This window comes from Methylocella sp., assembly GCF_041905455.1.
Taxonomy (GTDB): domain Bacteria; phylum Pseudomonadota; class Alphaproteobacteria; order Rhizobiales; family Beijerinckiaceae; genus Methylocapsa.
Map to the genome: position 1 here is coordinate 17,383 of NZ_JAYRLA010000023.1, position 23,504 is coordinate 40,886.

19 protein-coding genes and 1 tRNA gene are annotated in these 23,504 nt (G+C 69.2%); 6 read left to right on the plus strand and 14 right to left on the minus strand.

All coding sequences use genetic code 11. The annotated features are described in order from the left end of the window. Window positions 1–213 precede the first annotated feature (213 nt). Window positions 214–624 carry a DoxX family protein gene (locus tag ACE3OG_RS15010; protein WP_374310073.1) on the minus strand — a complete coding sequence of 137 codons (411 nt, stop codon included), beginning with the start codon at window positions 622–624 and terminating at the stop codon, window positions 214–216. 279 nt (window positions 625–903) lie between these two features. On the opposite strand from ACE3OG_RS15010, the gene ACE3OG_RS15015 reads away from it, so the two are divergent. Continuing rightward, the gene (locus ACE3OG_RS15015; protein WP_374310075.1) at window positions 904–2,574 is read left to right on the plus strand and encodes a Na/Pi cotransporter family protein; all 1,671 of its coding nucleotides are present in this window, start codon (window positions 904–906) and stop codon (window positions 2,572–2,574) included. Window positions 2,575–2,604: 30 nt separating this feature from the next. Here the strand turns inward: ACE3OG_RS15015 and ACE3OG_RS15020 are convergent, their stop codons facing one another. The 5 genes from ACE3OG_RS15020 to ACE3OG_RS15040 form a co-directional block, all read right to left on the minus strand. Continuing rightward, complete coding sequence (locus ACE3OG_RS15020; protein ID WP_374310077.1) at window positions 2,605–4,062, minus strand: cytochrome-c peroxidase; 1,458 nt, start codon at window positions 4,060–4,062, stop codon at window positions 2,605–2,607. Between the two features lie 189 nt (window positions 4,063–4,251). Further along, window positions 4,252–5,763, minus strand: coding sequence for an aspartate ammonia-lyase (locus tag ACE3OG_RS15025; RefSeq protein WP_374310079.1), 1,512 nt, complete (start codon window positions 5,761–5,763; stop codon window positions 4,252–4,254). A 237-nt stretch (window positions 5,764–6,000) separates the two neighbouring features. Beyond that, complete coding sequence (locus ACE3OG_RS15030; protein ID WP_374310081.1) at window positions 6,001–8,301, minus strand: Tex family protein; 2,301 nt, start codon at window positions 8,299–8,301, stop codon at window positions 6,001–6,003. 103 nt (window positions 8,302–8,404) lie between these two features. Then, the gene (locus tag ACE3OG_RS15035; protein WP_374310083.1) at window positions 8,405–9,082 is read right to left on the minus strand and encodes a Crp/Fnr family transcriptional regulator; all 678 of its coding nucleotides are present in this window, start codon (window positions 9,080–9,082) and stop codon (window positions 8,405–8,407) included. 103 nt (window positions 9,083–9,185) lie between these two features. After that, window positions 9,186–9,791, minus strand: coding sequence for a hypothetical protein (locus ACE3OG_RS15040; RefSeq protein WP_374310085.1), 606 nt, complete (start codon window positions 9,789–9,791; stop codon window positions 9,186–9,188). Between the two features lie 117 nt (window positions 9,792–9,908). Between ACE3OG_RS15040 and ACE3OG_RS15045 the strand changes: the two genes are divergently transcribed. Continuing rightward, window positions 9,909–11,861, plus strand: a complete 1,953-nt coding sequence (locus ACE3OG_RS15045) for a CHASE2 domain-containing protein (protein ID WP_374310087.1) — start codon at window positions 9,909–9,911, stop codon at window positions 11,859–11,861. Here ACE3OG_RS15045 and ACE3OG_RS15050 read toward each other — a convergent pair. From ACE3OG_RS15050 to ACE3OG_RS15065, 4 genes are all read right to left on the minus strand, one after another. Continuing rightward, on the minus strand, window positions 11,855–12,478 hold the full coding sequence (locus ACE3OG_RS15050) for a FecR domain-containing protein (protein WP_374310089.1): 624 nt from the start codon (window positions 12,476–12,478) through the stop codon (window positions 11,855–11,857). The genes ACE3OG_RS15045 and ACE3OG_RS15050 overlap by 7 nt on opposite strands. A 119-nt stretch (window positions 12,479–12,597) precedes the next feature. Beyond that, on the minus strand, window positions 12,598–12,954 hold the full coding sequence (locus ACE3OG_RS15055) for a cupin domain-containing protein (RefSeq protein WP_374310091.1): 357 nt from the start codon (window positions 12,952–12,954) through the stop codon (window positions 12,598–12,600). Between the two features lie 400 nt (window positions 12,955–13,354). Then, window positions 13,355–13,903 (minus strand): formaldehyde-activating enzyme, encoded by a 549-nt coding sequence (fae, locus tag ACE3OG_RS15060; protein ID WP_374310093.1) that lies wholly within the window; start codon window positions 13,901–13,903, stop codon window positions 13,355–13,357. 447 nt (window positions 13,904–14,350) lie between these two features. Continuing rightward, on the minus strand, window positions 14,351–14,968 hold the full coding sequence (locus tag ACE3OG_RS15065; protein ID WP_374310095.1) for a ParB-like protein: 618 nt from the start codon (window positions 14,966–14,968) through the stop codon (window positions 14,351–14,353). A 105-nt stretch (window positions 14,969–15,073) separates the two neighbouring features. On the opposite strand from ACE3OG_RS15065, the gene ACE3OG_RS15070 reads away from it, so the two are divergent. Then, window positions 15,074–15,340 (plus strand): HGGxSTG domain-containing protein, encoded by a 267-nt coding sequence (locus ACE3OG_RS15070; protein WP_374310097.1) that lies wholly within the window; start codon window positions 15,074–15,076, stop codon window positions 15,338–15,340. 72 nt (window positions 15,341–15,412) lie between these two features. Here the strand turns inward: ACE3OG_RS15070 and ACE3OG_RS15075 are convergent. The 3 genes from ACE3OG_RS15075 to ACE3OG_RS15085 form a co-directional block, all read right to left on the minus strand. After that, window positions 15,413–15,488: transfer RNA gene (locus ACE3OG_RS15075), tRNA-Lys, on the minus strand. Window positions 15,489–15,563: 75 nt separating this feature from the next. Then, the gene (locus ACE3OG_RS15080) at window positions 15,564–15,800 is read right to left on the minus strand and encodes a DUF1467 family protein (RefSeq protein WP_374310099.1); all 237 of its coding nucleotides are present in this window, start codon (window positions 15,798–15,800) and stop codon (window positions 15,564–15,566) included. Window positions 15,801–16,132: 332 nt separating this feature from the next. Beyond that, entirely contained in the window at window positions 16,133–16,519 is a 387-nt protein-coding gene (locus ACE3OG_RS15085) for a gamma-butyrobetaine hydroxylase-like domain-containing protein (protein ID WP_374310101.1), read from the minus strand. A 74-nt stretch (window positions 16,520–16,593) separates the two neighbouring features. Between ACE3OG_RS15085 and moaA the strand changes: the two genes are divergently transcribed. Further along, window positions 16,594–17,640 carry a GTP 3',8-cyclase MoaA gene (gene moaA, locus ACE3OG_RS15090; protein WP_374310103.1) on the plus strand — a complete coding sequence of 349 codons (1,047 nt, stop codon included), beginning with the start codon at window positions 16,594–16,596 and terminating at the stop codon, window positions 17,638–17,640. A 14-nt stretch (window positions 17,641–17,654) separates the two neighbouring features. Here moaA and gltS read toward each other — a convergent pair whose 3' ends face one another. After that, entirely contained in the window at window positions 17,655–18,854 is a 1,200-nt protein-coding gene (gltS, locus tag ACE3OG_RS15095) for a sodium/glutamate symporter (protein WP_374310105.1), read from the minus strand. A gap of 205 nt (window positions 18,855–19,059) precedes the next feature. Between gltS and ACE3OG_RS15100 the strand changes: the two genes are divergently transcribed. Then, the gene (locus ACE3OG_RS15100) at window positions 19,060–20,196 is read left to right on the plus strand and encodes an efflux RND transporter periplasmic adaptor subunit (protein WP_374310107.1); all 1,137 of its coding nucleotides are present in this window, start codon (window positions 19,060–19,062) and stop codon (window positions 20,194–20,196) included. A gap of 1 nt (window position 20,197) precedes the next feature. Beyond that, window positions 20,198–23,242: an efflux RND transporter permease subunit gene (locus tag ACE3OG_RS15105; protein ID WP_374310109.1), complete on the plus strand. Its 3,045-nt coding sequence runs from the start codon at window positions 20,198–20,200 to the stop codon at window positions 23,240–23,242. Window positions 23,243–23,504 lie beyond the last annotated feature (262 nt).

The window sequence follows — 23,504 nt, forward strand, 5'->3', positions numbered from 1 at the left end:
CAGGCTGTTCGAAGCCTTCGCGGCGACACTAGCGTCGATTCGCCAGCTTGTTGAGCCCTTCCGCGCGGTTCTCGTCGCCGTAAGCGCGCCGGCGTCTAGCCTCGCCGACCAGGACGTCGGAGCTGGCGCGCGCGGCGGAAGTCGGCGGAGGCTTCGTCCCGCGGCGCCGCGCTTCTGACTTTCAGCGGCATGTCGCTTCGGACGCTCGCAAGGTCAGGCGTCGCGTCTGGCGTCGAGGCTCCACGGACCGGCGCCGGCCGCAGCGAGATAAAGGAAGGCGAAGCAGTAGAGGATCGCCTCCTCGCCGCCGTTGAGGATCGGGAAGAAGCTCTTCGGCGCGTGAACCATGAAATAGGCGACCGCCATCTGGCCCGACAGAATGAAGGCGGCGGGGCGGGTGAACAGGCCGAGGACGACGGCGAGGCCGCCGAACGCTTCGAGCACGCCGGCGAGGCCGAACAGGCTGAACAGCGCCGCCTGGCCGGGCGCCGCGCCAGCCGGAAAGCCGAACAGCTTGACGAGCCCGTGCGACATGAACAGGAGGCCGACGACGACGCGGAATATGGACAGGAGGGGAGGCGCGAAGGAAGGGGGAATCGGCGCGGTCAGAAAATTCACGTTCAATGTCCTTTCGTCAGGCGGACGAGCGGGTGGGCCGACGAGGCCGAAAGGGCCGCTCATGGCGAGGCGCAGGAGATCGCTCGAGCTCCATCTCCACCGCCGCCATTCGGCGCGCGAGCCTATCAACGGGCGCCCGAATTCTCAATGGAGCGAGGCTCGCGCGGGACGCAGGCGAGCGCCGGCGAAGGCCGCCGCGCTTGACGTGGGCGCGGCGATAGCCTGATCTGCCCGCGGGGCGAGCCGCGCCGTGCGCGAGGCGGCGGCGCGCGCGAAGCTGGGAGCGTGCGAAAGTTGGGCGAGCTCAATCTGATTCATATGTCCGGGCTGCTCGTCGGCGGCCTCGCTTTGTTCCTGTTCGGCCTTCAGCTGATGACCGACGGCCTCAAGGCTATGGCCGGCGCGCGGTTGCAGGACGTTCTGGGCAGGCTCAGCGCCAATCGCTTCCGCGGCCTCCTCGCCGGCGCGGCGGTGACCGCGCTCCTGAACTCCTCGACCATCACCACCGTGCTGATGGTCGGCTTCGTCTCTGCCGGGCTGATGACGCTGGCGCAGACCGTCCCCATGATCATGGGGGCGAACATCGGCTCGACCTTCACGGCGCAGCTCATCGCCTTCGACATGTCGGTCCTGACGCCGTTCATGCTGGCGCTGGGCTTCCTCGCCCACGCCTTCGCGCGGCGCGAGCAGCTGCGCCGGCTTGGCGGGATCCTTCTTGGCTTCGGCCTTCTGTTTCTGGGCATCCAGTTCATGGGCGACGCCACCCGCCCGCTGCGCACGTTCCAGCCGTTCATCGACGCCATGCAGGAGATGCGCTCGCCGCTCGTCGGCGTCGCCGTCGGCGCGATCTTCACGGCGGTGGTGCAGAGCTCGGCGGCGACGCTCGCGATCATCATCGCGCTAGGCGCGCAGGGGCTGATGCCGCTCGAGTCCGGCATCGCCCTCATTCTCGGCGCCAACGTCGGCACCTGCGGCACGGCGCTGCTCGCGGCCATAGGCAAGCCGCCGGAGGCGCTGCAGGTCGGCATCGTGCATTTGCTGTTCAACGTCTTCGGCGTGCTGCTGCTCGTTTTCATCATCCCGCAATACGCCGATTTCGTTCGCCATATTTCGCCGAGCGCGCCCGAGCTTTCCGGCGTCGCCCGCCTCGCCGCCGAGACGCCGCGGCAGGTCGCCAACGCCCATACCGTCTTCAGCGTGGCGAGCGCGCTCGCGCTCATCTGGTTCACGGGGCCGCTCGCGCGGCTCGCGCAAATTCTGGCGCCGTCGCGGCCGCAGCCGCCGAAGCCTGATTTTTCGCCGATCTATCTCGACGAGGAGGCGCTGCTCGCCCCGAGCCTCGCCATCGAGAGGGCGCGGCTCGAGCTCGCGCGCTACGGCGGGCAGGTGGCCGCCCTCGCCAGGCGCGGCGGGACCGTCGCGGTCGAGGGCGGGCTCGACGACATCGCCGCCCTGCTTGAAAGGGACAAGGACGCCGAACGGCTCGGCGCGGCGATTCTCTCCTATATCGGCCGGGCGACGCAGGAGGAGCATTCCGAGCGCGACGCGGAGCGGATGCTCGATCTCGCCCAGATCGCCGCAAGCCTCGACGCGGTCAGCGACGTCGCCAGGACCAATCTCGTCTCAGCGACGAAACGGCGGCTCGAGGGCGGGGCGGACCTTGTCCATCTGCGCGACGAGACGACGTCGCGCTTCGCCGAGACCGTCTTCGCCGGGCTCGACGAGGCCGTGGCGCTGATCGCCGAGCCCGACGAGGAGAGGGCGGAGCGCCTGATCGAAGCGAAGGCGAAGCTTGACGATCTCGCCGCCGCGACGCGGCGCGACGTGCTGCAGAAGGCGCGTCTCAATGACGAAGCGGATGTGCTGAACTTCCGCCTCGCGAACGAGCTGATCGAGCAGCTCAAGGAGATTTCGCGCCTGTCGCGCGCCGTCGCGCGGTTCGTGAAGGGGCTTTGAACGCGGCGGCGGGCGGGCTCGCCGTCCGCCTCACTCGCCCGCCTCGCTCGACGGATCGTAACCGTCGGACAGCGTGCGCAGAAAGGCGACGATCTGGGATTCCTCGAGATCGCTCAGGCCGAGCCGGCCGGTGAACTGCCAGTTGACCGTCGCGGGGATCTCGGAAGCCGGCCAGCAGTTGTAGCCGACGGTCTTCGAGCCGTTCGTGTCGCCGTAGCGCTGCAGCCCGTCGGGGCATCGGTCGAGAATGCCGCGCGTGTTGTAGAAGTGGACGAGCGCCTTGAGGCTCGGGAAATAGCCGTTGTGGGCGTAGCTTTTCGCAAAGGCCGGACGCGGACGTTTGTCGACGTTGCGCAGCGTCGGCGTGCGGAACGCGCCCTTGTAGAAAGAGGCTTGCGCCTTCCACGCGCTGTTGACGACTGCGGACGAGGCGAGGAAGCCGCCGAGGCCAAGATCGACGAAGGCGCCGCCGTCCGAATTGGCGACATAGCCGAAGCCGTCGGGCCGGTTCTCGGAAAGGTAAGGAATGTCGGGGTTGCGCGGCGTCCCGATGTTGAAGGCCTGGAAGTTGGTGAACAGGACCGGCTTTCCCGCGGCGGTGTGGCAGTTCGAGCATTTCGCCCTGCCGCCCGTGAACAGCGCGAAGCCCGCCCGCTCCGCGGGCGTGAATTTCGCCTTGCCGGCCTGCACGGCGTCGAATTTCGAGCTGAAGGGGCTGGCGTCGGACGAGGCTTCATAGGCGGCGATCGACAAGGCGATGTTCTTGAACGTCGCCTGCGCCTGCTTGCGGTCGACGGCCGCGAGGACCAGAGCGCGCGGGTCGGCGTCGGCGCTCGAATTGGGCCGCGCGCACGCCGTCGCCGTTCCGGCCGGCCAGCGGACGGCGAAGGCGTTTCCGCCCCAGACCTCCTCGAATTTCGCGCGATAGGCGCCGCGCGCCACGCGATAGACGACGCAGGCCGGATCGGGCATGGCCATCTCGAAAGGCGAGGTGAAGGGCGCCTGCGCCTGGTCGGCGCTCGCCGAGCCGGTGACGAGCCCCGTCGCGCGCATGTCCCAGAAATTGCCGCCGACGAAGGCGGAGGCGGCGTTGTTGTAGGCGAGGACCGGAGCATAGGTCGCGTAGGCGAGGCTCATCGGCTTGCGCAGGCCGGCGCGCATGGCGACGGAGCCGGGGTTCGCCGCGGTCTTTTTGTTGATGAGCGCGACCGGCCCGGAAAAGCCCGCGTAGGACGCATGGCACGACGCGCAGGCCTGGTTCTTTTCGACCGAAAGCGTCTCGTCATGGACAAGTATGGCCCCGAGCAGGGCTTTTCTTTCGGCGCCCGGCCTCGCTTCGTCGAAGCGCAGAAGCGCGTTTCTTTTTTCGATGGCGTTGGCTCGGCGCACGGCGAGGGCGTCGGCGTTTTCCGCAAGGACGTCCGGAAAGTAGACGGCGGGACAGGAGGAATAGCCCGGACAGCGGTCGGTCGCCTGCGAGGCGCCCATGGCGACGGCGAGGGCGCCCGCGAAGACGGGCGCAAGCCATAAAACGGGCGCCGCGCGAAGCCGGCCCCGTTCTTCGCCCCGACTATGAAAATCCATCTTCGAAACACGGCTCCGTCGCTGTCCGCCGGAGCGGCGGACAGCGAGAGCTGTATCATTAAGGCTATATGACGCGGCGCGCGAGAGGCGGGCTCAGGCTTTGGGATCGAACGAGGGCGAGGCCATGCGCGTCGGCCGGGTCATGTTCTCGACGCCGAGAAGCTCGGCGAGCTGCGCTTCGCTCATCAATCCTTCTTCGAGGACGACGTCCGCGACGCGGCGGTTCTCCGCGAGCGCGCGGCGCGCGATATGCGAGCAGGCCTCATAGCCGAGCATCGGAGCGAGCGCCGTGACGAGGCCGATGCTGTTCTCGACGAGCTCGAGGCAGCGCTTGCGGTCGGCCTCGATCCCGGCGACGCAGCGCTGGTTGAGCGTCTCCACCGCGTTGGTCAACATGCGCAGCGAGGTGAGGATCGAATAGCCGATGGTCGGCTCGAAGGCGTTGAGCTGGAGCTGGCCGCCTTCCGCGCACATCGTGACGGTGAGGTCGTGGCCAATGACGAGATAGGCGACCTGGCTGACGACCTCCGGGATCACCGGATTGATCTTGCCGGGCATGATCGAGGAGCCCGCCTGCGCCGCCGGCAGGCGGATTTCGGAAAAGCCCGCGCGCGGGCCGGAGGAGAGAAGCCGCAAGTCGTTGCAGATCTTCGAGAGCTTGACGGCGATCCGCTTCAGGACGCCGGAGAAGAAGACGAAGGCCCCCATGTCGGAGGTCGCCTCGATCAGATTGGCGGCGAGGGTGAGGCGTTCGCCTGACAGGCGCGCGAGCTCGGCCACCGCGAGCGAGGCGTAGCGCGGATCGGCGTTGACGCCGGTGCCGATGGCGGTGGCGCCCAGATTGACCTCGCGCAAGAGGTTGGCGGCCTCCGCGAGCCGGTCGACGTCCTCGCCGATGGTGACGCCGAAGGCGTCGAACTCCTGGCCGAGCGTCATTGGCACCGCGTCCTGCAATTGCGTGCGGCCGATCTTCAGGACGTCGGCGAATTCGACCGCCTTGGCCTTGAAGGCGAAGGCGAGGTCCTGCAGCGCCGCCGACAGGCCGCGCGCGGCGAAGATCGCCGAGAGCCGCAGGGCGGTGGGATAGGCGTCGTTGGTCGACTGCGCCATGTTGACGTCGTCGAGCGGATGGATGGCCCGGTAGTCGCCGCGCGGCCGGCCGGTCAGCTCAAGGGCGACGTTGGCGATGACCTCGTTGGCGTTCATGTTGGTCGAGGTGCCCGCGCCGCCCTGCACGGCGTCGACGACGAATTCGCGCGCGAAGGCGGGCTCAGTGAGGATCTTGCGGCAGGCGCGTTCGATGGCGTCGGCGCGGGCGGGCTCGAGATGGCCGAGGCGCCGGTTGGCGCGGGCCGCCGCCTGCTTGACGAGGACGAGCGCGCGCACGAGCTCGGGGAAGTGCCCGATCGGCACGCCCGAGATCGGGAAATTCTCGACGGCGCGCAGCGTGTGGACGCCCCAGTAGGCGTCGGAGGGGATTTCAAGCTCGCCAAGCAGGTCGTGCTCGCGCCGCGTGCGGGGGGCGGGGAGATCGAAGGCCGCCGTCGCGGCGTGGGGAGGGGCGAGGACGTCGTCCTCGGGACGAAAGTCTACAGCCGTGTCCATGGCGCCCGCCTTGTGTTGCGACGCTGAGACCCGGCGTCGCGCATCGTTGCGCTTCAAGGTTCGAACCGCGAGATTTCGAAACGATGAAGATCTGCGCCAAATATAGTCGCTGAGCCTTGCGCCGATGTGCTCCCGGACGCATTTGCGCGGCAAAATCGTCAAAAAAGCGCGAGGGGCGCGAGTTGCGGAGCGCCGCGATTTTCGCGGCGCCCTGTTGTTCGAACGAAGAACGCCGGCTCAGCGCCGCCGCATGGCTTCGGCGAGCGCGGCGGCCAGCGCGCCGTCGCCGCCGGCGCGTTGCTCGGTCTTCGGGCGGCGTTCGTCGCGCGCGGCGGGAGCAAAGCGCGTCTCCTGCGCCCGCGCCGGCGCGGCGCCGTCCTTGCGCATGGTCAGCGAGATGCGCTTGCGCTTGAGGTCGACTTCCAGCACCCGCACCTTCACCACCTGGCCGGCCTTCACCACCTCGGCCGGATCCTTCACGAAGCGGTCGGCGAGCTGGGAGACATGGACGAGCCCGTCCTGATGCACGCCGACGTCGACGAAAGCGCCGAAATTGGCGACGTTGGTGACCGTCCCCTCCAGCGTCATGCCGGGCTTGAGGTCGGATATGTCGTCGATCCCCTCTGCGAAACTCGCGGTCCTGAACTCGGGGCGCGGGTCGCGGCCGGGCTTCTCGAGCTCGATCAGGATGTCGCGCACGGTCGGCAGGCCGAAGCGCTCGTCGGCGAATTTCGCCGGATCGAGCGCCTTCAAAGTCCTGGCGTCGCCCATCAGCGCGCGCAGGTCGCGCCCGCAGGCCTTGATGATCTTGCGCGCGACGCCATAGGCTTCAGGATGCACGCCGCAGGCGTCGAGCGGCTCGTCGCCGTCGCGGATGCGCAGGAAGCCGGCGGAGAGCTCGAAGGCGCGCGGTCCGAGGCGCGCGACCTCAAGCAGCGCCTTGCGGCTGGCGAACGGGCCGCGCTGCTCGCGATGCAGCACGATCGCCTGCGCGAGCGAGGCGCCGAGCCCTGAGACGCGCGCCAGAAGCGGCGCCGATGCGGTGTTGAGGTCGACGCCGACGGCGTTGACCGCGTCCTCGACCACGGCGTCGAGCGCTTTGGCGAGCTTCGCCTGATTGACGTCGTGCTGATATTGCCCGACCCCGATGGCCTTCGGCTCGATCTTCACGAGCTCGGCGAGCGGGTCCTGCAGCCGGCGGGCGATCGAGGCCGCCCCGCGCAGCGACACGTCGAGGTCCGGCATCTCCGCCGCCGCCTGCGCCGACGCCGAATAGACCGAGGCGCCGGCCTCGCTGACGATCACCTTCAGCGGCTTCGGCGCGGGCAGGGCGTCGAGAAGCTCGGCGACGAGCTTCTCCGTCTCGCGGCTCGCCGTGCCGTTGCCGATGGCGACGAGCTCGACCTTGTGCGCGCGCATGAGGCGCGAGAGCTCGGCCTGCGCGCCGCGCACGTCGTTGCGCGGCTGGAACGGATAGACGGTCGAGGTTTCGAGCAGCTTGCCGGTCGCGTCGACGACGGCGACCTTGACGCCGGTGCGGATGCCCGGATCAAGCCCCATGGTGGCCTTGGCCCCGGCCGGCGCCGCGAGCAGCAGGTCTTTCAGGTTGCGCGCGAAAACCTCGATGGCCTCGGCCTCGGCGCGCTCGCGCAGGGCGTTCATGAGGTCGAGCGAGAGATGCAGCGAGAGCTTGGCGCGCCAGGCGAAACGTGCGACCTCCATCAGGAAGGCGTCGGCCGGACCGTCCTGCGGCCTGATCGCGTAATGGCGGGCGACGATCAGTTCGGTCGGCTTGAACGGCCCCTCGCTGTCGGCGTCGACTTCGATGTCGAGGGTGAGCACGTCCTCGTTGCGCCCGCGCAGCATGGCCAGCGCACGGTGGCCGGCGACGCCGGAAAAGCGCTCGGCATGGTCGAAATAATCGGAGAATTTCGCGCCGGCCTCCGCCTTGCCCTCGACGAGGCGCGCGCGCAGCACGGCCTTGTCTTGCATGTAGGCGCGCAGCTCTCCGACGAGATCGGCGTTCTCGGCGAAGCCTTCGGCGAGGATGTCGCGGGCGCCGTCCTGCGCGGCCTTGGCGTCGGCGATCTCGGCGCTGAGGAAGCCTAGCGCGAGCTCGGCCGGCGCAGACGAACGATCCTCGATGATCGCCTGCGCGAGCGGCCCGAGGCCGCGCTCGCGGGCGATCTCGGCCTTGGTGCGGCGCTTGGGCCGGTAGGGCAGGTAGATGTCCTCGAGCTCGGCCTTGCTGGCGGCGGCCTCGATCTTCGCCTCGAGCTCGGCGGTCGCCTTGCCTTGCGTCCTGATCGAGTCGAGCACCGCCGCGCGGCGCGCCTCGAGCTCGCGCAGATAGGTCAGGCGTTCCTCGAGCAGGCGGAGCTGGCCGTCGTCGAGGCCGCCGGTCGCCTCCTTGCGGTAGCGCGCGATGAAGGGGACGGTCGCGCCCGAATCGATGAGCTCGATCGCCGCCCGCGCCTGCTCCGGCCGCGCGGAGATGTCGGCGGCGATGGTCCTGACGATGCGGTCGGCGGCTGTCATGTCGGCTGGCGTCCTTCAAGGAATTGGCGGGCGAGGGTTCATAGACGGGATCGCCCCCGCATTGGAAGGCCGATTCAAGGCGGCCTGACGGCGCAGCCTCGGCTCAGGCGTCGGCGATCTCGCGCAGCGCCGCGAGGCGGCAGTCGAGCGCCTTGCCCTCCCGCCGCAGCGCCCCGCGCGCCACGAGCGCGCCGAAGGCGAGGCTCGTCTTCGGGCGGCTCGCGCCGATCAGCGCGGCGACTTCGCTCTGGGTCATCCGCAGCGCGAGCCGCGCCCGCCCGCCGGCGGGGCCGGAGGCTTCGGCGAGGCGCAGAAGAAGGCGCGCGAGCCGCGCCTCGACGGTCTTGAGGGCGACGGATTCGAGCTGCTCGCTGGCTTCGCGCAGGCGCGCGCACAGGAAGGCCACGACGCCGAGCGCCAGCGAAGGGCGGGCCGCGAGAAGGCGCGCGAGGTCGGCGGCCGAAAGCGCCAGCGCCTCGCCGTCGCTGAGCGCGCAGACGTCGGCGCTGCGCGGGCGTCCGTCGAGGACGCCGATCTCGCCGATGGTCTCGCCGGGGCCGGCGACGCGGAAGGCGACCTCGCGCCCCTCGGTCGAGGACACCGAGACGCGCAGGCGGCCGCGGGCGACGAACAGCGCCTCGTTCGAGGGATCGCCGCGCTGGAACAGGACGCGGCCGGCGCAGAAGGCGCGCCGGCGCAGGAGCGGGGCGAGCGCCGCCGCGTCGGCCGGATCGAGCCGGCCGAACAGGGCGAAGGCGGACAGATCGGGCGGCTCGGCCATCTCGCGCTCCCGCGCGCAAAGCTCTTTTTCGCGCTCCCGCGCGCAAATCTTGGCGCGCCGGCGGGCGTCAATCAAACCCGCCCGCGCGCCTTCCCGTCCGCGCTCAGCGCAACTGCAGCAGCGGCCCCCTGAGGTTCGGGAAGGTCGAGGTGTTGAGCACCTGAACGCCGGCGTTGTGCTCGCCGTTGAACGGCGTCACCGCGTCCGGGCAGCCCGCGTTCTTCGCGTCCTTCGGCGAATTGAACCACAGGCCGAGATGATAGGTGTGGATCGGCGCGGTCTTGATCCCGACCCGCGCGTCGCCGGGGTGGATCCACGGCGGCTGCGTGACGTCGGGCGAGACGACGAAGGTCTCGGAGCTGAAGCGGCCGGCGAAGTCGCCGACGGCGACGCCGAAGCCGTCGCTCTTCATGTCGCCGACGTACCAGGACACGCCGAACGGCGCGCCAGGAATCTGGATCGTGAACAGGTCGAATTCGGTGTTCGGCGGCAGGCCGCGCGCCAGCACGGTCAGGTTCTCATAAGGGCCGACGGAGGAGACGATCACCGTGGCGCGCGCGTCCTTGAGGCAGGCGGCGGCGCCGGCGGAGACGACCATCGGAAAGGTGATCGAATCGCGCTCCGGCGCGGCGGCGGCGGGCGAAGACGCGGCGGGAAGGGCGGCGGCGAGAGCCAGCGCGGCGGCGAGGGCGGAGGAGAAGGCGTTCATGATGCAAGTCCCTTGCGTTCGGTTGCGAGGGCCCCATCATTCGCGCCGACCGGCGCCGGCGCAGTTCCACAAGGAACAATGCGGAAAAAGCGCCGGCGAAGCGACGGGGGCCAGCAGATGACGCGCCAGCCTTTCGTTCGGGCCGCGCTCGCCGCCGGCGCGCTGGTCCTCGCCGTCGCCGGCGGCCTCTGGACGCTCGACGCCGGCAAGGCGCGCGCCGCGCTGCGCGAGAGCGCGCTGGATCTCGCCCTGTCGCTCGTCCCGCCGCCCGCTCCGGCCGAAAGAATCGTCGTCGTCGACATCGACGACGCGACGCTCGCGCGGTTCGGCCCCTGGCCGTGGAGCCGGACGCTGCTGGCGCGCCTCGTCGAAGCGCTGGCGGCGGGTTCCCCCGCCGTGATCGGCCTCGATATGCTCCTCGAGGGCGAGGACCGCCGCTCGGAAGCTGCGATCGCGCGTCGCCTCGCGGCGCAGACCGGGCGCGCCGATCTCGCCGCCATCGCCGCCGAGCTGCCGGACGGCGACGCGGAGCTCGCCCGGGCGCTCGCGCGCGCGCCGGTCGTCCTCGGCGCAGTGTTCGGGAGCGCGCCCGCCGGCGAGACCGTCCCGCTCCTTGCGCGCGGCGCGCCGCGGCTGCCGGACATCTGGCGCGGCGAGGGGGTCGCCGCTCCCGTCGCGGCGCTCGCGGCCCACGCCGCCGGCGTCGGGCTGATCGCTTTCGAGAACGACGCCGACGGGACGCTGCGCCGCGCGCCGCTGCTGGCGCTTGCCGGCGGGGCGCCGCTGCCGGGTTTCGCCGCCGAGGTCGCGCGGGTCGCGCGCGGCGCCTCGACGCTGATCCTCGAGGGGCCGCCCGAGCGGCTGCGCCTCGGCGATCTCTCCGTTCCGCTCGGCCCCGACGCCGCCTTGCGCTTCTTCGCCACCGGGCCGGAGGCCTGGCGCGCCCGCGCGCTGTCGGCCGCGAGCGTTCTCGACGGCGGCCTCGCGCCCGGCGCAATCGAGGGCGCCGTGGCGCTCGTCGGCTCAAGCGCGCCCGAAGCCGGCGCGTTCCGCCGCACGGCCGCCTCGCCCGCGGCGCCGAGCGTCGAGATCGAAGCCGACGCCGTCGCCGGGCTGCTCTCGGGCGCCGCGCCGATCCGCCCGCGCTGGGCGCCGAACGCGGAAATCGCCGGCGCGCTGGCGACGGGCCTCATGGCCGCCGTCGCCGGCGCGCTGCTCGCGCCCTCGCTCGGGCTCGCCGCACTCGCCGGCCTCGCCATTCTCTGGGTCGCGGGCTGCATGGCGGCGCTGCGCTTCGCCGGCGTCCTGATCGATCCCGCCGGCCCGCCGGCGCTCGCCGCGCTCGCCTTCGCCGCTTCGGCGCTCGCCGCCGCCGCCGTCGCCGAGCGACGCGAGCGGCGCCTGCGCGACCGCTTCGAGCAGCATCTCGCGCCGCAGGTCGTCGCCCGCATCCTCGCCGCGCCCGGCGCGCTGCGCCTCGCCGGCGAAGCGCGCGAGGTCACGGCGATGTTCACCGACATCGAAGGCTTCACGGCGATGAGCGAGCGCGCCGCCCCGCGCGAGCTCATCGCGCTGCTCGACGCCTACTTCCAGATGGTCTGTGACCTTGTCGTCGAGCATGGCGGCATGGTCGACAAGATCATCGGCGATTCGGCGCACGCCCTGTTCAACGCGCCGCTCGACCTCGACGACCATCCGCGCCGCGCGGTCGAGTGCGCCCTCGCCGTGGCCAGAGCCTGCGCCGCCTTCCGGCTCACGCCGCAGGCGAAGGCGCTCGGCCTCGGGCGCACCCGCATCGGGATCGAGACCGGGCCGGCGATCGTCGGCGACGTCGGCGGCAGGCGCAAGCTCGACTACACCGCGCACGGAACGGCGATCAACACCGCCGCGCGGCTGGAGCAGGCCAACAAGACGCTCGGCACGACGATCTGCGTCGGCCCGGAAGCCGCCGCGCGCCTGCCCGCCGGCCTGCTGCGCTGGACCGGGCGCCTGCCGATCCGCGGCCGCAGCGCGCCGCTCGACCTTTACGAGCCGGCGGCGCCGGCGGACTTCAAGGAAAAGGCTCAGTAGACGCTTTGCAGCGCCTCGATCGCGCGCGTCTCCGACCAGCGCGCCGGCGGCGAAGGCGGATCGCCCGGGCGGCGCACGTCCGATCCTTCTCCGGTCGTCAGGCGCACGGTCTTTCCTCCGGCCGTGAAATCGACGACGCCGCGCGCGACGAAGACGCCGAAGCGGCCGTTGCTCGGGCCGGCGAAGACGCGTGTGCCGCGCAGCGCGATCATCCCGTAAGGAGAGCGGGCGCGCAGCGGCAGCGGCGGCGCCCCTTCGTCTCGGTCGATCACGAGCGGCCCCGAGTCGAAGCGCAGCTCGCCGCCGGCCGAGACGAGGAAGCGGTCGATCTTCAGCCGCGTGCGGGCGCCGAGCCGCACGTGGGTGTCCGCTCCAAGAAGCATGGCGAGCCGCGCGTTCTCGCCGGCGCTGACGAGGTCGCCGACGAAAATTTCCGATCCTTCGGCGAGCGGGCGAGGGGCGCCGCCGGCTTCGGCGAGGCAGGCGCCGATGAGGCTTTCGACGCGGCCGGCCGCGCCGGCCGCCGCGCCCGCGGCGGGCCATAAGGCGAGGGAGGCGAGGGCGCGCAGAAAGCTGCGGCGCGACGCGTGGAAGCGGTCGTCGGTCCTCGGTCCCATGAGCGTTCCCCGCCGCGGCGCTAGACGTGCGCCATCCGCGCCAGCATAGGCGCGGGAACAGGCGCCTCAAAGGCCGATCGCGTCAGACTGAGGGCCGCCTGCGGCGCGCCTTGGACAGCCTATGCGGGGATTTCCGCCGCGAAACGCTTGAGGACCTTTTCCGGCATGGTCCACACGCCGCGGAATCCCTTGCGAATGGCGAGCCCGTCTCCCGGTCCGAACTCCTTCGTCTGGCCGGTGTCCTCGTCCGTCACGATGATCCGGCCCTCGATGACGACGGCCATTTCGTTGAACGGATAATCCGTGAGCTTCATCTTTCCCGGCGTGCAGGTCCAGACGCCGGCGAGGAAATTGCCCTTTTCGCTGGTCATGAAGACGTCGAGAACCTGTTCGCACGATCCCTCGACGATCTCGCCGAGCGTCGCTGGCCCGCGAATTTCCTTCCCGCTCTGGCTTCCCTGGGGGTCCAACGACACGAGAACCTGCGTTTCCTTCCGCTTTTCCATTAGAATTCTCCTTTTGAAAGCGCCTTCGGAGCGTAAGCTTGGCCTCAAAACACGTCAATCTGGAGAAATATTTATTCGTTCAGAGAAATTAGTCGGCCGCGTATCCGCTTCCGCCTTCATCGCCATGAACACGGTCCTGCACGCGTCCACGCCCGGCATGCGTTGCTGGCTCTTATCGCGCCGCCGGCTCAATTTCCGCCATCCGGACGCAGCCGGCGCCGTTTCGGCGACGAAGGAGCTGCGATCCGGGATCTGGCTCTTGCGGCCGGCCGCGGCCCCGCCGCGGAAGGAATCGGCGGGACGGACCTTTTACGTCCGGGAACGCGACCGGCCAGAGGAGGCCGTGCTCGTCAACGACGACTGATCGCGCTCACAATTTTCCTTCGAGCGCGCGCTCGAAATATTTGTGGACGATTTTCTCCTGATTTTCCAGAAGCCACTCTATGGACGGCTCGTTCGTCATGGCTTTGTGAATCGCGCGCGTCGTCGCCTCGCGATGAATGTCGAAGAGAACCTTGTGGTCGAGCTTCTCGACGTCGACGATCGAAGGGTTCAGCCAGAGCGATATGATGATCCCGACGTCATTGACCTTGGCGAGAGGGATGTCGCCGTTGCGCACCGCGTCGAGAACGCCCATCGCCGTCGCATACTGGACGGTGCCCATGAGGATGTTCGTGTAGCGCGAGTCCTTCACGGTCACCTTGCTCACGCACAGGGTGGCCGGGCGGACCATCACGTCGGTGTTGAGCAGGGCGAGGACGCGCGTGTGGCCGACGACCTGATTTCCGAGCAGATTGGCGAAAGCCGATCCGAACGGGCCGTCGAGATCGCCGATGACGACTTCCGGCTCCGCCGCCGTTCCCGGCGGCCCGCCCGCGACAAGCGCTTCTCCGACGCGAATTCCAATCTTCGTGCTCATGCCTGATCCCGCATGTTTCGATGCGCGGCCGCAGCCGGCCGACGCTCTTGCCGTTGATACGGCTGTTTATCTCAAATAAACAAACATTCCTAGTAGGATATGTTTGCGCGGCTCCGCGCCATGCTGAATTCGTCTCGGGATGAATTTTCACGTCGACGAGCCTGAGCCCGTCGCCCTGCGCACGCCATCGCCCGGCGCGATAACCGAAGCTCGCTCCACGCTTGTCAGCGGAGACCGGGCCAGATCCACGCCATGGCGCGCGGCGGCCCGAACTGTTGCGAGCTACGCGAGCTCATGCAGATCGCATGGGAGATCAAGAAGATCCGGGACGACTTCATCGGCGCCGACGAAAATAAGCGGCGTCGAGGGCGCAAGCGACGCGGCGAGACCCAGGCTGGTCCGGAATTTGACCGCATCACGATCGATGCCGCGAGATATGCGCGAAGCTTATTCGGCCTGCGCGCTGACCCCCGACCAGCCAGGCAGACTTTTCGCCTTGTCGCTCTTCGCCAAAAGAAGCGCTTCGGCGAGCGCCTTGTCGAAGTTCTTCTCGACCACATTCTCGTCGATGCGCCGGCGCAGAAAGTCGGCCCACAAAAACTCGAAGAAGGGCTTGTCGCTTTTCGCACATCCGCCCTGCCGGATGAGCGCGCCGACCAGGCTGCGGTAGGGATCGTCGACGAGGTCGGCCATGCGTTTGGGTATGTCGCCAAGCTCGCGCCGACGCCCGCGCCGGTCGTAGGCGTGGCACCATGCGCTATTGTCCAGAAAGATCCAGAATTCGTCCTTGGGCAATGGAGAAAGGTCGGCGATCACGTAAACGGCGATGCGGCCGGCGTCTTCCTCAAGCAGCGCACGGACGAAATGATGATGATCGACGATATAGGGCGTGTCCTTGGGGCCGACGACCGCGGGAACGACATGACGACGCAAGATCCGCGAGCGCTCCTCCTTGTCGGCGTCGCGCCATTCTCGCCGCTTGATCTCGACCTCCCGCAGCCCGACCGTCATCTGCGTCGGACGAAGCTCAGCCACGTCGATCCCGAATTTCAGGCTGTCCGACATGAGGGGCGACCTCCCGTTCATCGTCGCCTCGGGGCGCTCGCGTATGCTAGGCGTCTGGCGCCTTTACGGCCAGAGGCTGGAGGAACGCCGGTTGGTCACCATGCCGTGACAGGCGAATCGAGGCGACGCGTCCAGGCGACGCACCTGAACTCGCGCCGCCTCGCCCGGACGCGGTCGGGTTCGCCCTGCCAAGCGCCGGCGATGAAGAATGGGCGCAGCAGGATCCATGGCGGACTGTCGCCGGGCGCGCCGAAAGGTAGCGCCAACGGAGCCTGCCGGCACGGTCTGTTCACCGCTGAAGCGATCGCGGCCCGACGCGAGATCGCCGCGCTCGACAGGGCCATGCGCGAAACGGCGGAGGACGTGAGTTGATGTCGCGCGCTTACCGTACGCTTACCAAGCGGATGGCGAGAGCCAGATGCATACGCTAAGTCGTTGATTTTATGGTGAGCGCGCTGGGACTCGAACCCAGGACCCTCTGATTAAAAGTCAGATGCTCTACCGACTGAGCTACGCGCTCCCCTGGAGCGAGGGTGAAGTAGCCTCAATCGCCTGCGAGCGTCAATAGAGCGGGAGCCGAAGCGACATCGTCGGGTCAGAGCTTCACATATTGGACGAAGATCGAAAGCGCGACGAAGACCGCCGCCGAGATCGCCGTCGTCCAGAGCGCCTTGGCGAGGAGGCCGGGCGAGGCGGGCGCGCCGGGGTCGGTGCCGCGCGCGACGTCGCCCGCTTCGCGCTGCGAGGAGATCCCGAACGGAAGCACCGCGAACAGCACGACGAACCAGATGACGAAATAGATCGCGATCGACAGCGGAAGCGGGAAGGGCATGGGCGACGTCGTTCGATGGCGGCGCGGGACGCGTCGCGGGCGCAGGTTAACGGCCTGTCGGCGATGCGGCAAATCCGCGGCGTCGGCGAGAGACGTTCCGGCCTCAGGCCAGGCGGGCGGCCTTCGTTAAATTTCGCCGTCGCTCGAGCTGTCGAGCCGGTCACGGCGTTCTCGCTCGAGCTCGTCCGAGCAGGTCGGGAAACGTGAGCGCAATCCGCACCCGGGCCGTCGTCGTTCGCCTCGAGCGCCGACGCGCGGACGGCGGCCGCGCCGCCGCGCCCGGTCGACGTCAGCTCCCTTGTCCGCCGCGCCGGCTTCCTCGCGCCGGCCCGTCACTTCTGGCCCGGACGATCGCGGTCGAGCCCCTTGGCGGCCAGCTCCTCCTCATAGGCGCGCCATCTCTGCGCGAAATTGGCGCCGAGGTCATAAAGATAGTCCCAGGTGAAGATGCCCGTGCTGTGCATGTCGTCGAAGCCGAGGCGCACGGCGTAGGAGCCGACCGGCGCGACCTCGATCATCGCGCAGCCGCGCTTGCCGCCGATGGTGACGCGGTCCTTCTCCGAATGCCCCTGCACCTCCGCGCTCGGGCTCATGACGCGCAGATATTCCGCGCCGAGCGCGAACCGGCGCCCGTCCTCGAACGTCACGTCGAGGACGCGGCCCTTGTCCTTGAGCCTGATCTCGGTCGGCCGATGGCCAGTCCCCTGCGTCGCTTCCAAAACTTTATTTCCTTGCGCGCGTTGCGCCCTATATAGGTTCTAAATCCTTGAAGAGTCCCGGGCGCAAGCGCGAAATGACCGTCGTCACGCCGATTGCGGCGCAATCCATGGGCGGAGCCCCCGCGTCGTCCCTCATCGATCCGTTCGGCCGCATGGTCAGCTATGTGCGCGTTTCGGTGACGGACCGTTGCGACATGCGCTGCGTCTACTGCATGTCCGAAGACATGGATTTTCTGCCCAAGCGCGAGATCCTGACTTTCGAGGAGCTCGACCGGCTCTGCTCCGCCTTCGTCTCGCGCGGGGTGCGCAAGCTGCGGATCACTGGCGGCGAGCCGCTGGTGCGGCGCGGCGTCATGGGGCTGTTCAGGGCGCTGTCGCGTCATCTCGAGTCGGGCGCGCTTGACGAGCTGACGCTCACGACCAACGGCTCGCAGCTCGAAAGCCATGCGGCGGAGCTGGCCGCGTGCGGCGTGCGCCGGATCAACCTGTCGCTCGACACGCTGGACGCCGCGACCTTCAAGACGGTCACGCGGCGGGGCGATCTCGCGCAGGTGCTGCGCGGCGCGGACGCGGCGCAGGCGGCCGGCCTCGCGCTCAAGATCAACATGGTCGCGCTCAAGGGCGTCAACGACCATGAAATCGAGACGATGTTGCGCTGGGCTCATGGGCGCGGCGCCGACCTCACGCTGATCGAGGTGATGCCGCTCGGCCGGATCGAGGCCGAGCGCGCCGAGCAGTTCGTGTCGCTCGCCGAGGTGGAGCGCGGCCTCGCGCGGCGCTTCACCCTGCGCCCGCTCGCTCACCGCACCGGCGGCCCCGCCCGCTATCTGCATGTCGAGGAGACTGGCGGGCGGCTCGGCCTCATCACCCCGCACACGCATAATTTCTGCGAATCGTGCAACCGCGTGCGCGTCACCTGCACCGGCACGCTGTACATGTGCCTCGGGCAGGAGGACGCCGTCGACCTGCGCGCGCCGTTGCGGGCCTCGTCGTCGGACGAGCTTCTCCTGCAGGCGATCGATCGGGCGATCGCGCGCAAGCCGAAAGGTCACGACTTCATGATCGAGCGGCGCGCGGCGCCGCCGGCCGTGTCGCGCCACATGAGCGTGACGGGAGGCTAGGGCTCGCCATCTTCTCAGCGCGTCAGGAAGCCGATCGCGCCGGCGTTGGCGATGTCGATGAAGAAGGCCGAGACGAGCGGCAGGATGATGAAGGCCCGCGGCGCGTCGCCGTGGGCGCTGGCGACGGCGGTCATGTTGGCGATCGCGGTCGGCGTCGCGCCAAGGCTGATCCCGCCGAAGCCCGCCGCGATCACCGCGGCCTCATAGGTTTTCCCCATCGCCGGGAACACCACGAACAGCATGTAGAGGACGGCGACGACGGTCTGGGCCGCCAGCGCGACGGCGAGCGCCGGGCCGAGGCCGCCGAGCGTCCATAGCTGCATGCTCATCAGCGACATGACGAGAAAGACGTTGAGCGAGACGTCGGAGATCAGCGCGAGCGCAGGCGTGCGCGAGGGCCATTCGACGCGCGGCAGCAGCGCGGGAACCACGTTGGTCAGAACGATGGCGACGATCAGGCACACGACGAAGCGCGGCATCCTCACGCCGAATTGCTCAAGCGCGTCATGGCCGAGCGAGCCGATCAGGATCGCGACGTTGAGGACGAGCAGGGCGCGCAGGAAGCTGACGTGATCGATGTCGGGCTCGCGTCGCCCGCCCTCGGCGAAGCCGACGACGGGGGCCTCGCCTTTGGGGCCGCTCAAGGCGAAGCGCTTGATCAGCACGCTCGCCACCGGCCCGCCGATCAGGCTCGCGATGACGAGGCCGAGCGTCGCCGAGGCTATGCCGATCTCGAGCGCGTTCTCGAGCCCGAAGCGCTCCCGGATGATCGGCGCCCACGCGATCGTCGTGCCATGGCCGCCAATCAGCGAAACCGACCCGATGAGCGCGGTCGCTCCCTCGGGCAGGCCGAGCGCCCGGACCGCGCCGGCCGCGATCGCGTTCTGCAGGATGAGATAGACGAGCGTGACGCCAAGCAGGATGAGGAGCGGGCGCCCGCCCGAGATGAGGTCCGAAAGGCGCGCGTTGAGTCCGATGCCGGTGAAGAAATAGAGGAGGAGGACGTCGCGCGCGCCGAGCGTGAAGACGACCTCGACGCCTGCGAGCTCATAGAGCGCGAATGTGACGAGGGCGGCAAGCAGCCCTCCCGTCACGGCCTTGGGGATGTTCCAGCGCTGCAGCGGCGGCGCGACGCGGTTGACGCCGGCGCCGATGAAGAAAATGACGATCGCCAGCGTGACGCTCATGAGGCCGGACGCTGTAAGAAGAGTCATTGCGCTCCTTTCCCCGCGCCCGGACGGGCCCGTCCGGGCGCGGCATCCAATCGCAATTCAGGCTGCCCCGCAACTGCCGGACTGCGCGGCGGGCGGCTTTTCGCGCGGCCACGCTTTGGCCGCTTGCGGCGTGGAAGATTTTAAGCCTAATGCGTGACGCCGGCGGCGTCCGGCGCGCTCGTCCACGTCCGTCAGGAGATGCAGCTTGATCATTCGCCAAGAGGGCGCCGCGTCGCAGCGCGCAGCCGGGGCAGGGAAAGCGCGCGCGACGAAGCTCGCGACGCTCGCGGCCTTGTGCGGCGCGCTTCTGGTTTCCGGCTGCCGCGAGCCCGAGAAGGAGCAGGCGGAGCGCCCGCGCCCGGTGCGCACGATCACGGCGGAGAAAGGCGAAGCCGGCGAGACGGCCACCCTCACCGGTCAGATCCTGGCCGAGAAGGAGGCGGGGGTCGGCTTCCGCATCGGCGGGCGCATCCTCGAACGCTTCGTCGGCGTCGGCGACCGGGTGACGCCCGACAAGCTTCTCGCGCGGCTCGATCCGCAGGACGAGCAGAACGCGCTGCGCTCGGCGCGCGCCGCCCTCTCCGCGGCGGAGGCGCGCCTCGTCCAGGCGCGCAACGCCTACGACCGCCAGAGCCATCTCATGCAGCGCGGCTTCACGACGCGCGCGCAGTTCGACCAGGCGGAGCAGGAGCAGCGCAGCGCCACGGCGGCCGTCGACGACTCCAGGGCCCAGCTCCAGCTCGCCGAGGACCGGCTGAGCTACACCGAGCTGCGCGCCAATGTGACGGGCGCGGTCACGCGGCGCCTCGCCGAGGCCGGAGAGGTGGTCCAGCCGGGGCAGATCATCTTCCAGATCGCCCGCGACGACGGCCGCGACGCCGTCTTCGACGCTCCCGCCTCGCTGCTGCGCGGCGCGTCCTCCGGCTCGACCGTGACGGTGAACCTCACGGACGACGCCTCCGTCTCGGCGACCGGCCGCGTGCGGGTGATCGATCCGCAGGCCGATCCGGTGACGCGCACCTTCCGCATCAGGGTCGGGCTGATCGATCCGCCCGAGGCGATGCGCCTCGGCGAGACGGTGACGGGCCACGTCCGACTCGAGGGCGAGGCCGGCGTGAGCGTGCCGGCGAGCGCGCTGACCCGCCTCAACGACCAGCCGGCGGTGTGGATCGTCGATCCGCAAACCTCGACGGTCGCGCTGCGCAACGTCGAGGTGGCGCGGTTCGATCCGGCCTCCGTGCTCGTCGCCGACGGGATCGGCGCGGGCGAGATCGTGGTGACCGCCGGCGTGCAGGCGCTGCATCCGGGCCAGAAGGTCCGCCTCGTCGGAGCGGGCTCGTAGGATGGGCCTCAATCTCTCCGACTGGGCGCTGCGCAGCCGCTCCTTCGTCATCTTCCTGATGGTCGTCGCGACGGCGGCCGGGATTTTCGCCTTCGTCGACCTCGGCCGCAACGAGGATCCGCCCTTCACCTTCCGCGCCATGGTGGTGCAGGCGGGCTGGCCCGGCGCGAGCCTCGAGGAGACCACGAAGCAGGTCACCGAGCGCATCGAGCGCAAGCTGCAGGAGACGCAGGGCCTCGACTATCTGAACAGCTACACCAAGCCCGGGCTGTCGACGATCTTCGTCCATCTGCGCGGCGACACGTCGCCCAAGGACGTGCCGAACATCTGGCGCCGCGTGCGCGAGAACGTCGGCGACATCCGCGCGAGCCTGCCGCAAGGGGTGGTGGGGCCGGGCTTCAACGACGACTTCGGCGACACCTTCGGCGTGATCTACGGCTTCACCGCCGACGGCTTCACCCATCGCGAGCTGCGCGACTACGTGGAGGAGGTGCGCTCGCGGCTGCTCGCCGCACCCGACGTCTCGAAGATCGAGCTCCTCGGCGACCAGGAGGAGCGCATCTTCGTCGAATTCTCGACGAAGACCCTCGCCGGGCTCGGCATCGACCGCGCCGCCCTGATCGCCGCGCTCAGGGCGCAGAACGCCGTGGCGCCGGCCGGCGAGATCCAGACCGGCGAGGAGACGCTGCTCCTGCGCGCCTCCGGCGCCTTCGCCTCGGAGCAGGACCTGCTCGACGTCAATTTCCTGTCGAACGGCCGGCTCGTCCGCCTGCGCGACATCGCGCAGGTGCGGCGCGGCTACGCCGATCCGCCGCAGCCGATGTTCCGGGTGAACGGCAAGGAGGCGATCGGCCTCGCCATCGCCATGCGCGACGGCGGCGACGTGCTGGCGCTCGGCCGCAACCTCAAGGCCGAGCTCGACAAGGCGACCGCCGACCTGCCGATCGGCGTCGACGTCAAGCTCGTCTCGAACCAGCCGCAGGTGGTCGACCACGCCATCGGCGAGTTCATGGAGTCGCTGTGGCAGGCGATCGCCATCATCATGGCGGTCAGCGTCATCAGCCTCGGCCTGCGTCCCGGCGCGGTGGTGGCGCTGACCATCCCGCTGACCATCGCCGTCGTCTTCCCGATCATGAAGATCTGCGGCATCGACCTGCAGCGCATCTCGCTCGGCGCGCTGATCATCTCGCTGAGCCTGCTCGTCGACAGCGCGATGACCTCGATCGACGCGATGACGACCCGCATCGCCGCCGGCGATTCGAAGGAGCAGGCGGCGAGCTTCGCCTACAAGACGCTCGCCTTTCCGATGCTGACCGGCACCTTCGTCACCATCGCCGGCTTCGTGCCGATAGGCTTCGCGCGCTCGTCGGCGGGCGAATACACCTTCTCGATCTTCGCCGTGGTGGCGATCGCGCTCATCGTGTCCTGGTTCGTGGCGGTGCTGTTCGCCCCGCTGCTCGGCGTCTGGTTCCTGAAGAAGCCGGAGGCCGACGCGCCGCCGGCGGCGCCCGGCCCGGTCATGCGCGCTTTCCGTGGCGTCCTCGTCGCGATGATGCGCGTGCGCTGGCTCTCGATCGCCGCGGCGCTCGGCTGCCTGTTCGCGGCCGGGCTCGCTCTGCCCTATGTGCAGCGCCAGTTCTTTCCGGCCTCGGACCGGCCGGAGCTCGTCGTCGACATGGCGCTGCCGCAGAACGCCTCGATCTTCGCGAGCGAGAGAGTCGCCGACAAGCTCGACGCGCTGCTCAAGGGCGACCCGGACGTCGACCGCTGGAGCCTCTATGTCGGGCGCGGCGCGATCCGTTTCTATCTCCCGCTCGACGTGCAGCTCGCCAACGACTTCTTCTCGCAGGCGGTGGTGGTGGCCAAGGACGTTCCGGCGCGCGAGCGGCTGCACAGGAAGATCGAGGCCTATCTCAAGGACGAGGTCCCCGGCGTCGTCTCCCGCGTCTCGCCGCTCGAGCTCGGCCCACCCGTCGGCTGGCCGGTGCAGTACCGCGTCAGCGGGCCGGACATCGAGGAGGTGCGGGCGATCTCGCTCAAGCTCGCCTCGGCGATCGGCGCCAGCCCAGCCGTGCGCGACGTCAACTTCGACTGGATGGAGCCGGCGCGCCAGCTGCGCATCAGGATCGACCAGGACCAGGCGCGGCTCGTCGGCCTCAGCACGCAGGCGCTCGCCACCACCCTCAACGCGGTGATGACCGGCCTGCCGGTGACGCAGGTGCGCGACGACATCTATCTGATCCCCGTCGTCGCGCGCGCGCTCGACGAGCAGCGCGCCTCGCTGACGACGCTGCGCGGCCTGCAGCTTCCCGTCGCCGACGGGCGCACGGTGCCGCTCTCCCAGGTCGCGACCTTCGAGTTCGAGCAGGAGCAGCCGATCCTGTGGCGGCGCGACCGCGTTCCGACGCTCACGGTTCGCGCCGAGCCGACGCCGGGCTTCCTGCCGGAGACCGCGACGCAGGCGCTGGCGCCGGCGGTCGAGAAGGTGATGAAGGAGCTGCCCGACCGCTACCGCATCGAGGTCGGCGGCACGGTGGAGGAGAGCGCGCAGTCGCAGGCCTCGGTCTTCGCCATGCTGCCGCTCGCGCTGATGCTGATGCTGTTCTTCCTGATGGCGCAGTTGCAGAGCTTCGGCCGGGTGTTCCTCGTCGTCGCCATCGTGCCCTTCGGCATGATCGGCGTGGTGTTCGCGCTGCTGATCTTCGGCCGGCCGCTCGGCTTCGTGGCGATCCTCGGCATTCTCGCGCTCGTCGGCATGATCGCGCGCAACGCGGTCATCCTGATCGACGAGATCGAGACCAACCGGACGCTCGGCAAGGATATCTGGACCTCGGTGATCGACGCCTCGATGTCGCGCTTCCGGCCGATCATGCTGACGGCGATCTCGACGGTGCTCGGCATGATCCCGATCGCGCCGACGGTGTTCTGGGGGCCGATGGCCTTCGCCATCATGGGCGGCCTGTTCGTCGCGACCCTTTTGACGTTGCTGGTGCTGCCGGTGTTCTACGTGACGCTTTACGGCGCGAAGGAGCCGAAGGCGGCTTGAGGCGCAAAGGCGTTAACCCAAAAAAAGCCGCTTAAGGTTTGCGGCTTTTTTCGTTGGGGATTATCCCCTTGACGCAAGTACGATGATTTGGCATATTGGGGACGTCAAGAGGACGTCGTCGCCATGCCTTCCAAGTGAACCGCCCCGAGTTTTTTAGACGCCCTCGGCTTGCATTTTGTGCTGCCGTTCGAACTCGGCGGGCGACAGCATCCCGTTCCGCGCGTGCTTGCGGGTCGGATTGTAGAACATCTCGATGTAGTCG

Coding starts and splice junctions, on each gene's coding strand:
- ACE3OG_RS15020 (WP_374310077.1), bottom strand. CDS start 4,062: ATGGGCGCCTCGCAGGCGACCGACCGCTGTCCGGGCTATTCCTCCTGT.
- ACE3OG_RS15025 (WP_374310079.1), bottom strand. CDS start 5,763: ATGGACACGGCTGTAGACTTTCGTCCCGAGGACGACGTCCTCGCCCCT.
- ACE3OG_RS15030 (WP_374310081.1), bottom strand. CDS start 8,301: ATGACAGCCGCCGACCGCATCGTCAGGACCATCGCCGCCGACATCTCC.
- ACE3OG_RS15035 (WP_374310083.1), bottom strand. CDS start 9,082: ATGGCCGAGCCGCCCGATCTGTCCGCCTTCGCCCTGTTCGGCCGGCTC.
- ACE3OG_RS15040 (WP_374310085.1), bottom strand. CDS start 9,791: ATGAACGCCTTCTCCTCCGCCCTCGCCGCCGCGCTGGCTCTCGCCGCC.
- ACE3OG_RS15045 (WP_374310087.1), top strand. CDS start 9,909: ATGACGCGCCAGCCTTTCGTTCGGGCCGCGCTCGCCGCCGGCGCGCTG.
- ACE3OG_RS15050 (WP_374310089.1), bottom strand. CDS start 12,478: ATGGGACCGAGGACCGACGACCGCTTCCACGCGTCGCGCCGCAGCTTT.
- fae (WP_374310093.1), bottom strand. CDS start 13,903: ATGAGCACGAAGATTGGAATTCGCGTCGGAGAAGCGCTTGTCGCGGGC.
- ACE3OG_RS15065 (WP_374310095.1), bottom strand. CDS start 14,968: ATGTCGGACAGCCTGAAATTCGGGATCGACGTGGCTGAGCTTCGTCCG.
- ACE3OG_RS15080 (WP_374310099.1), bottom strand. CDS start 15,800: ATGCCCTTCCCGCTTCCGCTGTCGATCGCGATCTATTTCGTCATCTGG.
- moaA (WP_374310103.1), top strand. CDS start 16,594: ATGACCGTCGTCACGCCGATTGCGGCGCAATCCATGGGCGGAGCCCCC.
- gltS (WP_374310105.1), bottom strand. CDS start 18,854: ATGACTCTTCTTACAGCGTCCGGCCTCATGAGCGTCACGCTGGCGATC.
- ACE3OG_RS15105 (WP_374310109.1), top strand. CDS start 20,198: ATGGGCCTCAATCTCTCCGACTGGGCGCTGCGCAGCCGCTCCTTCGTC.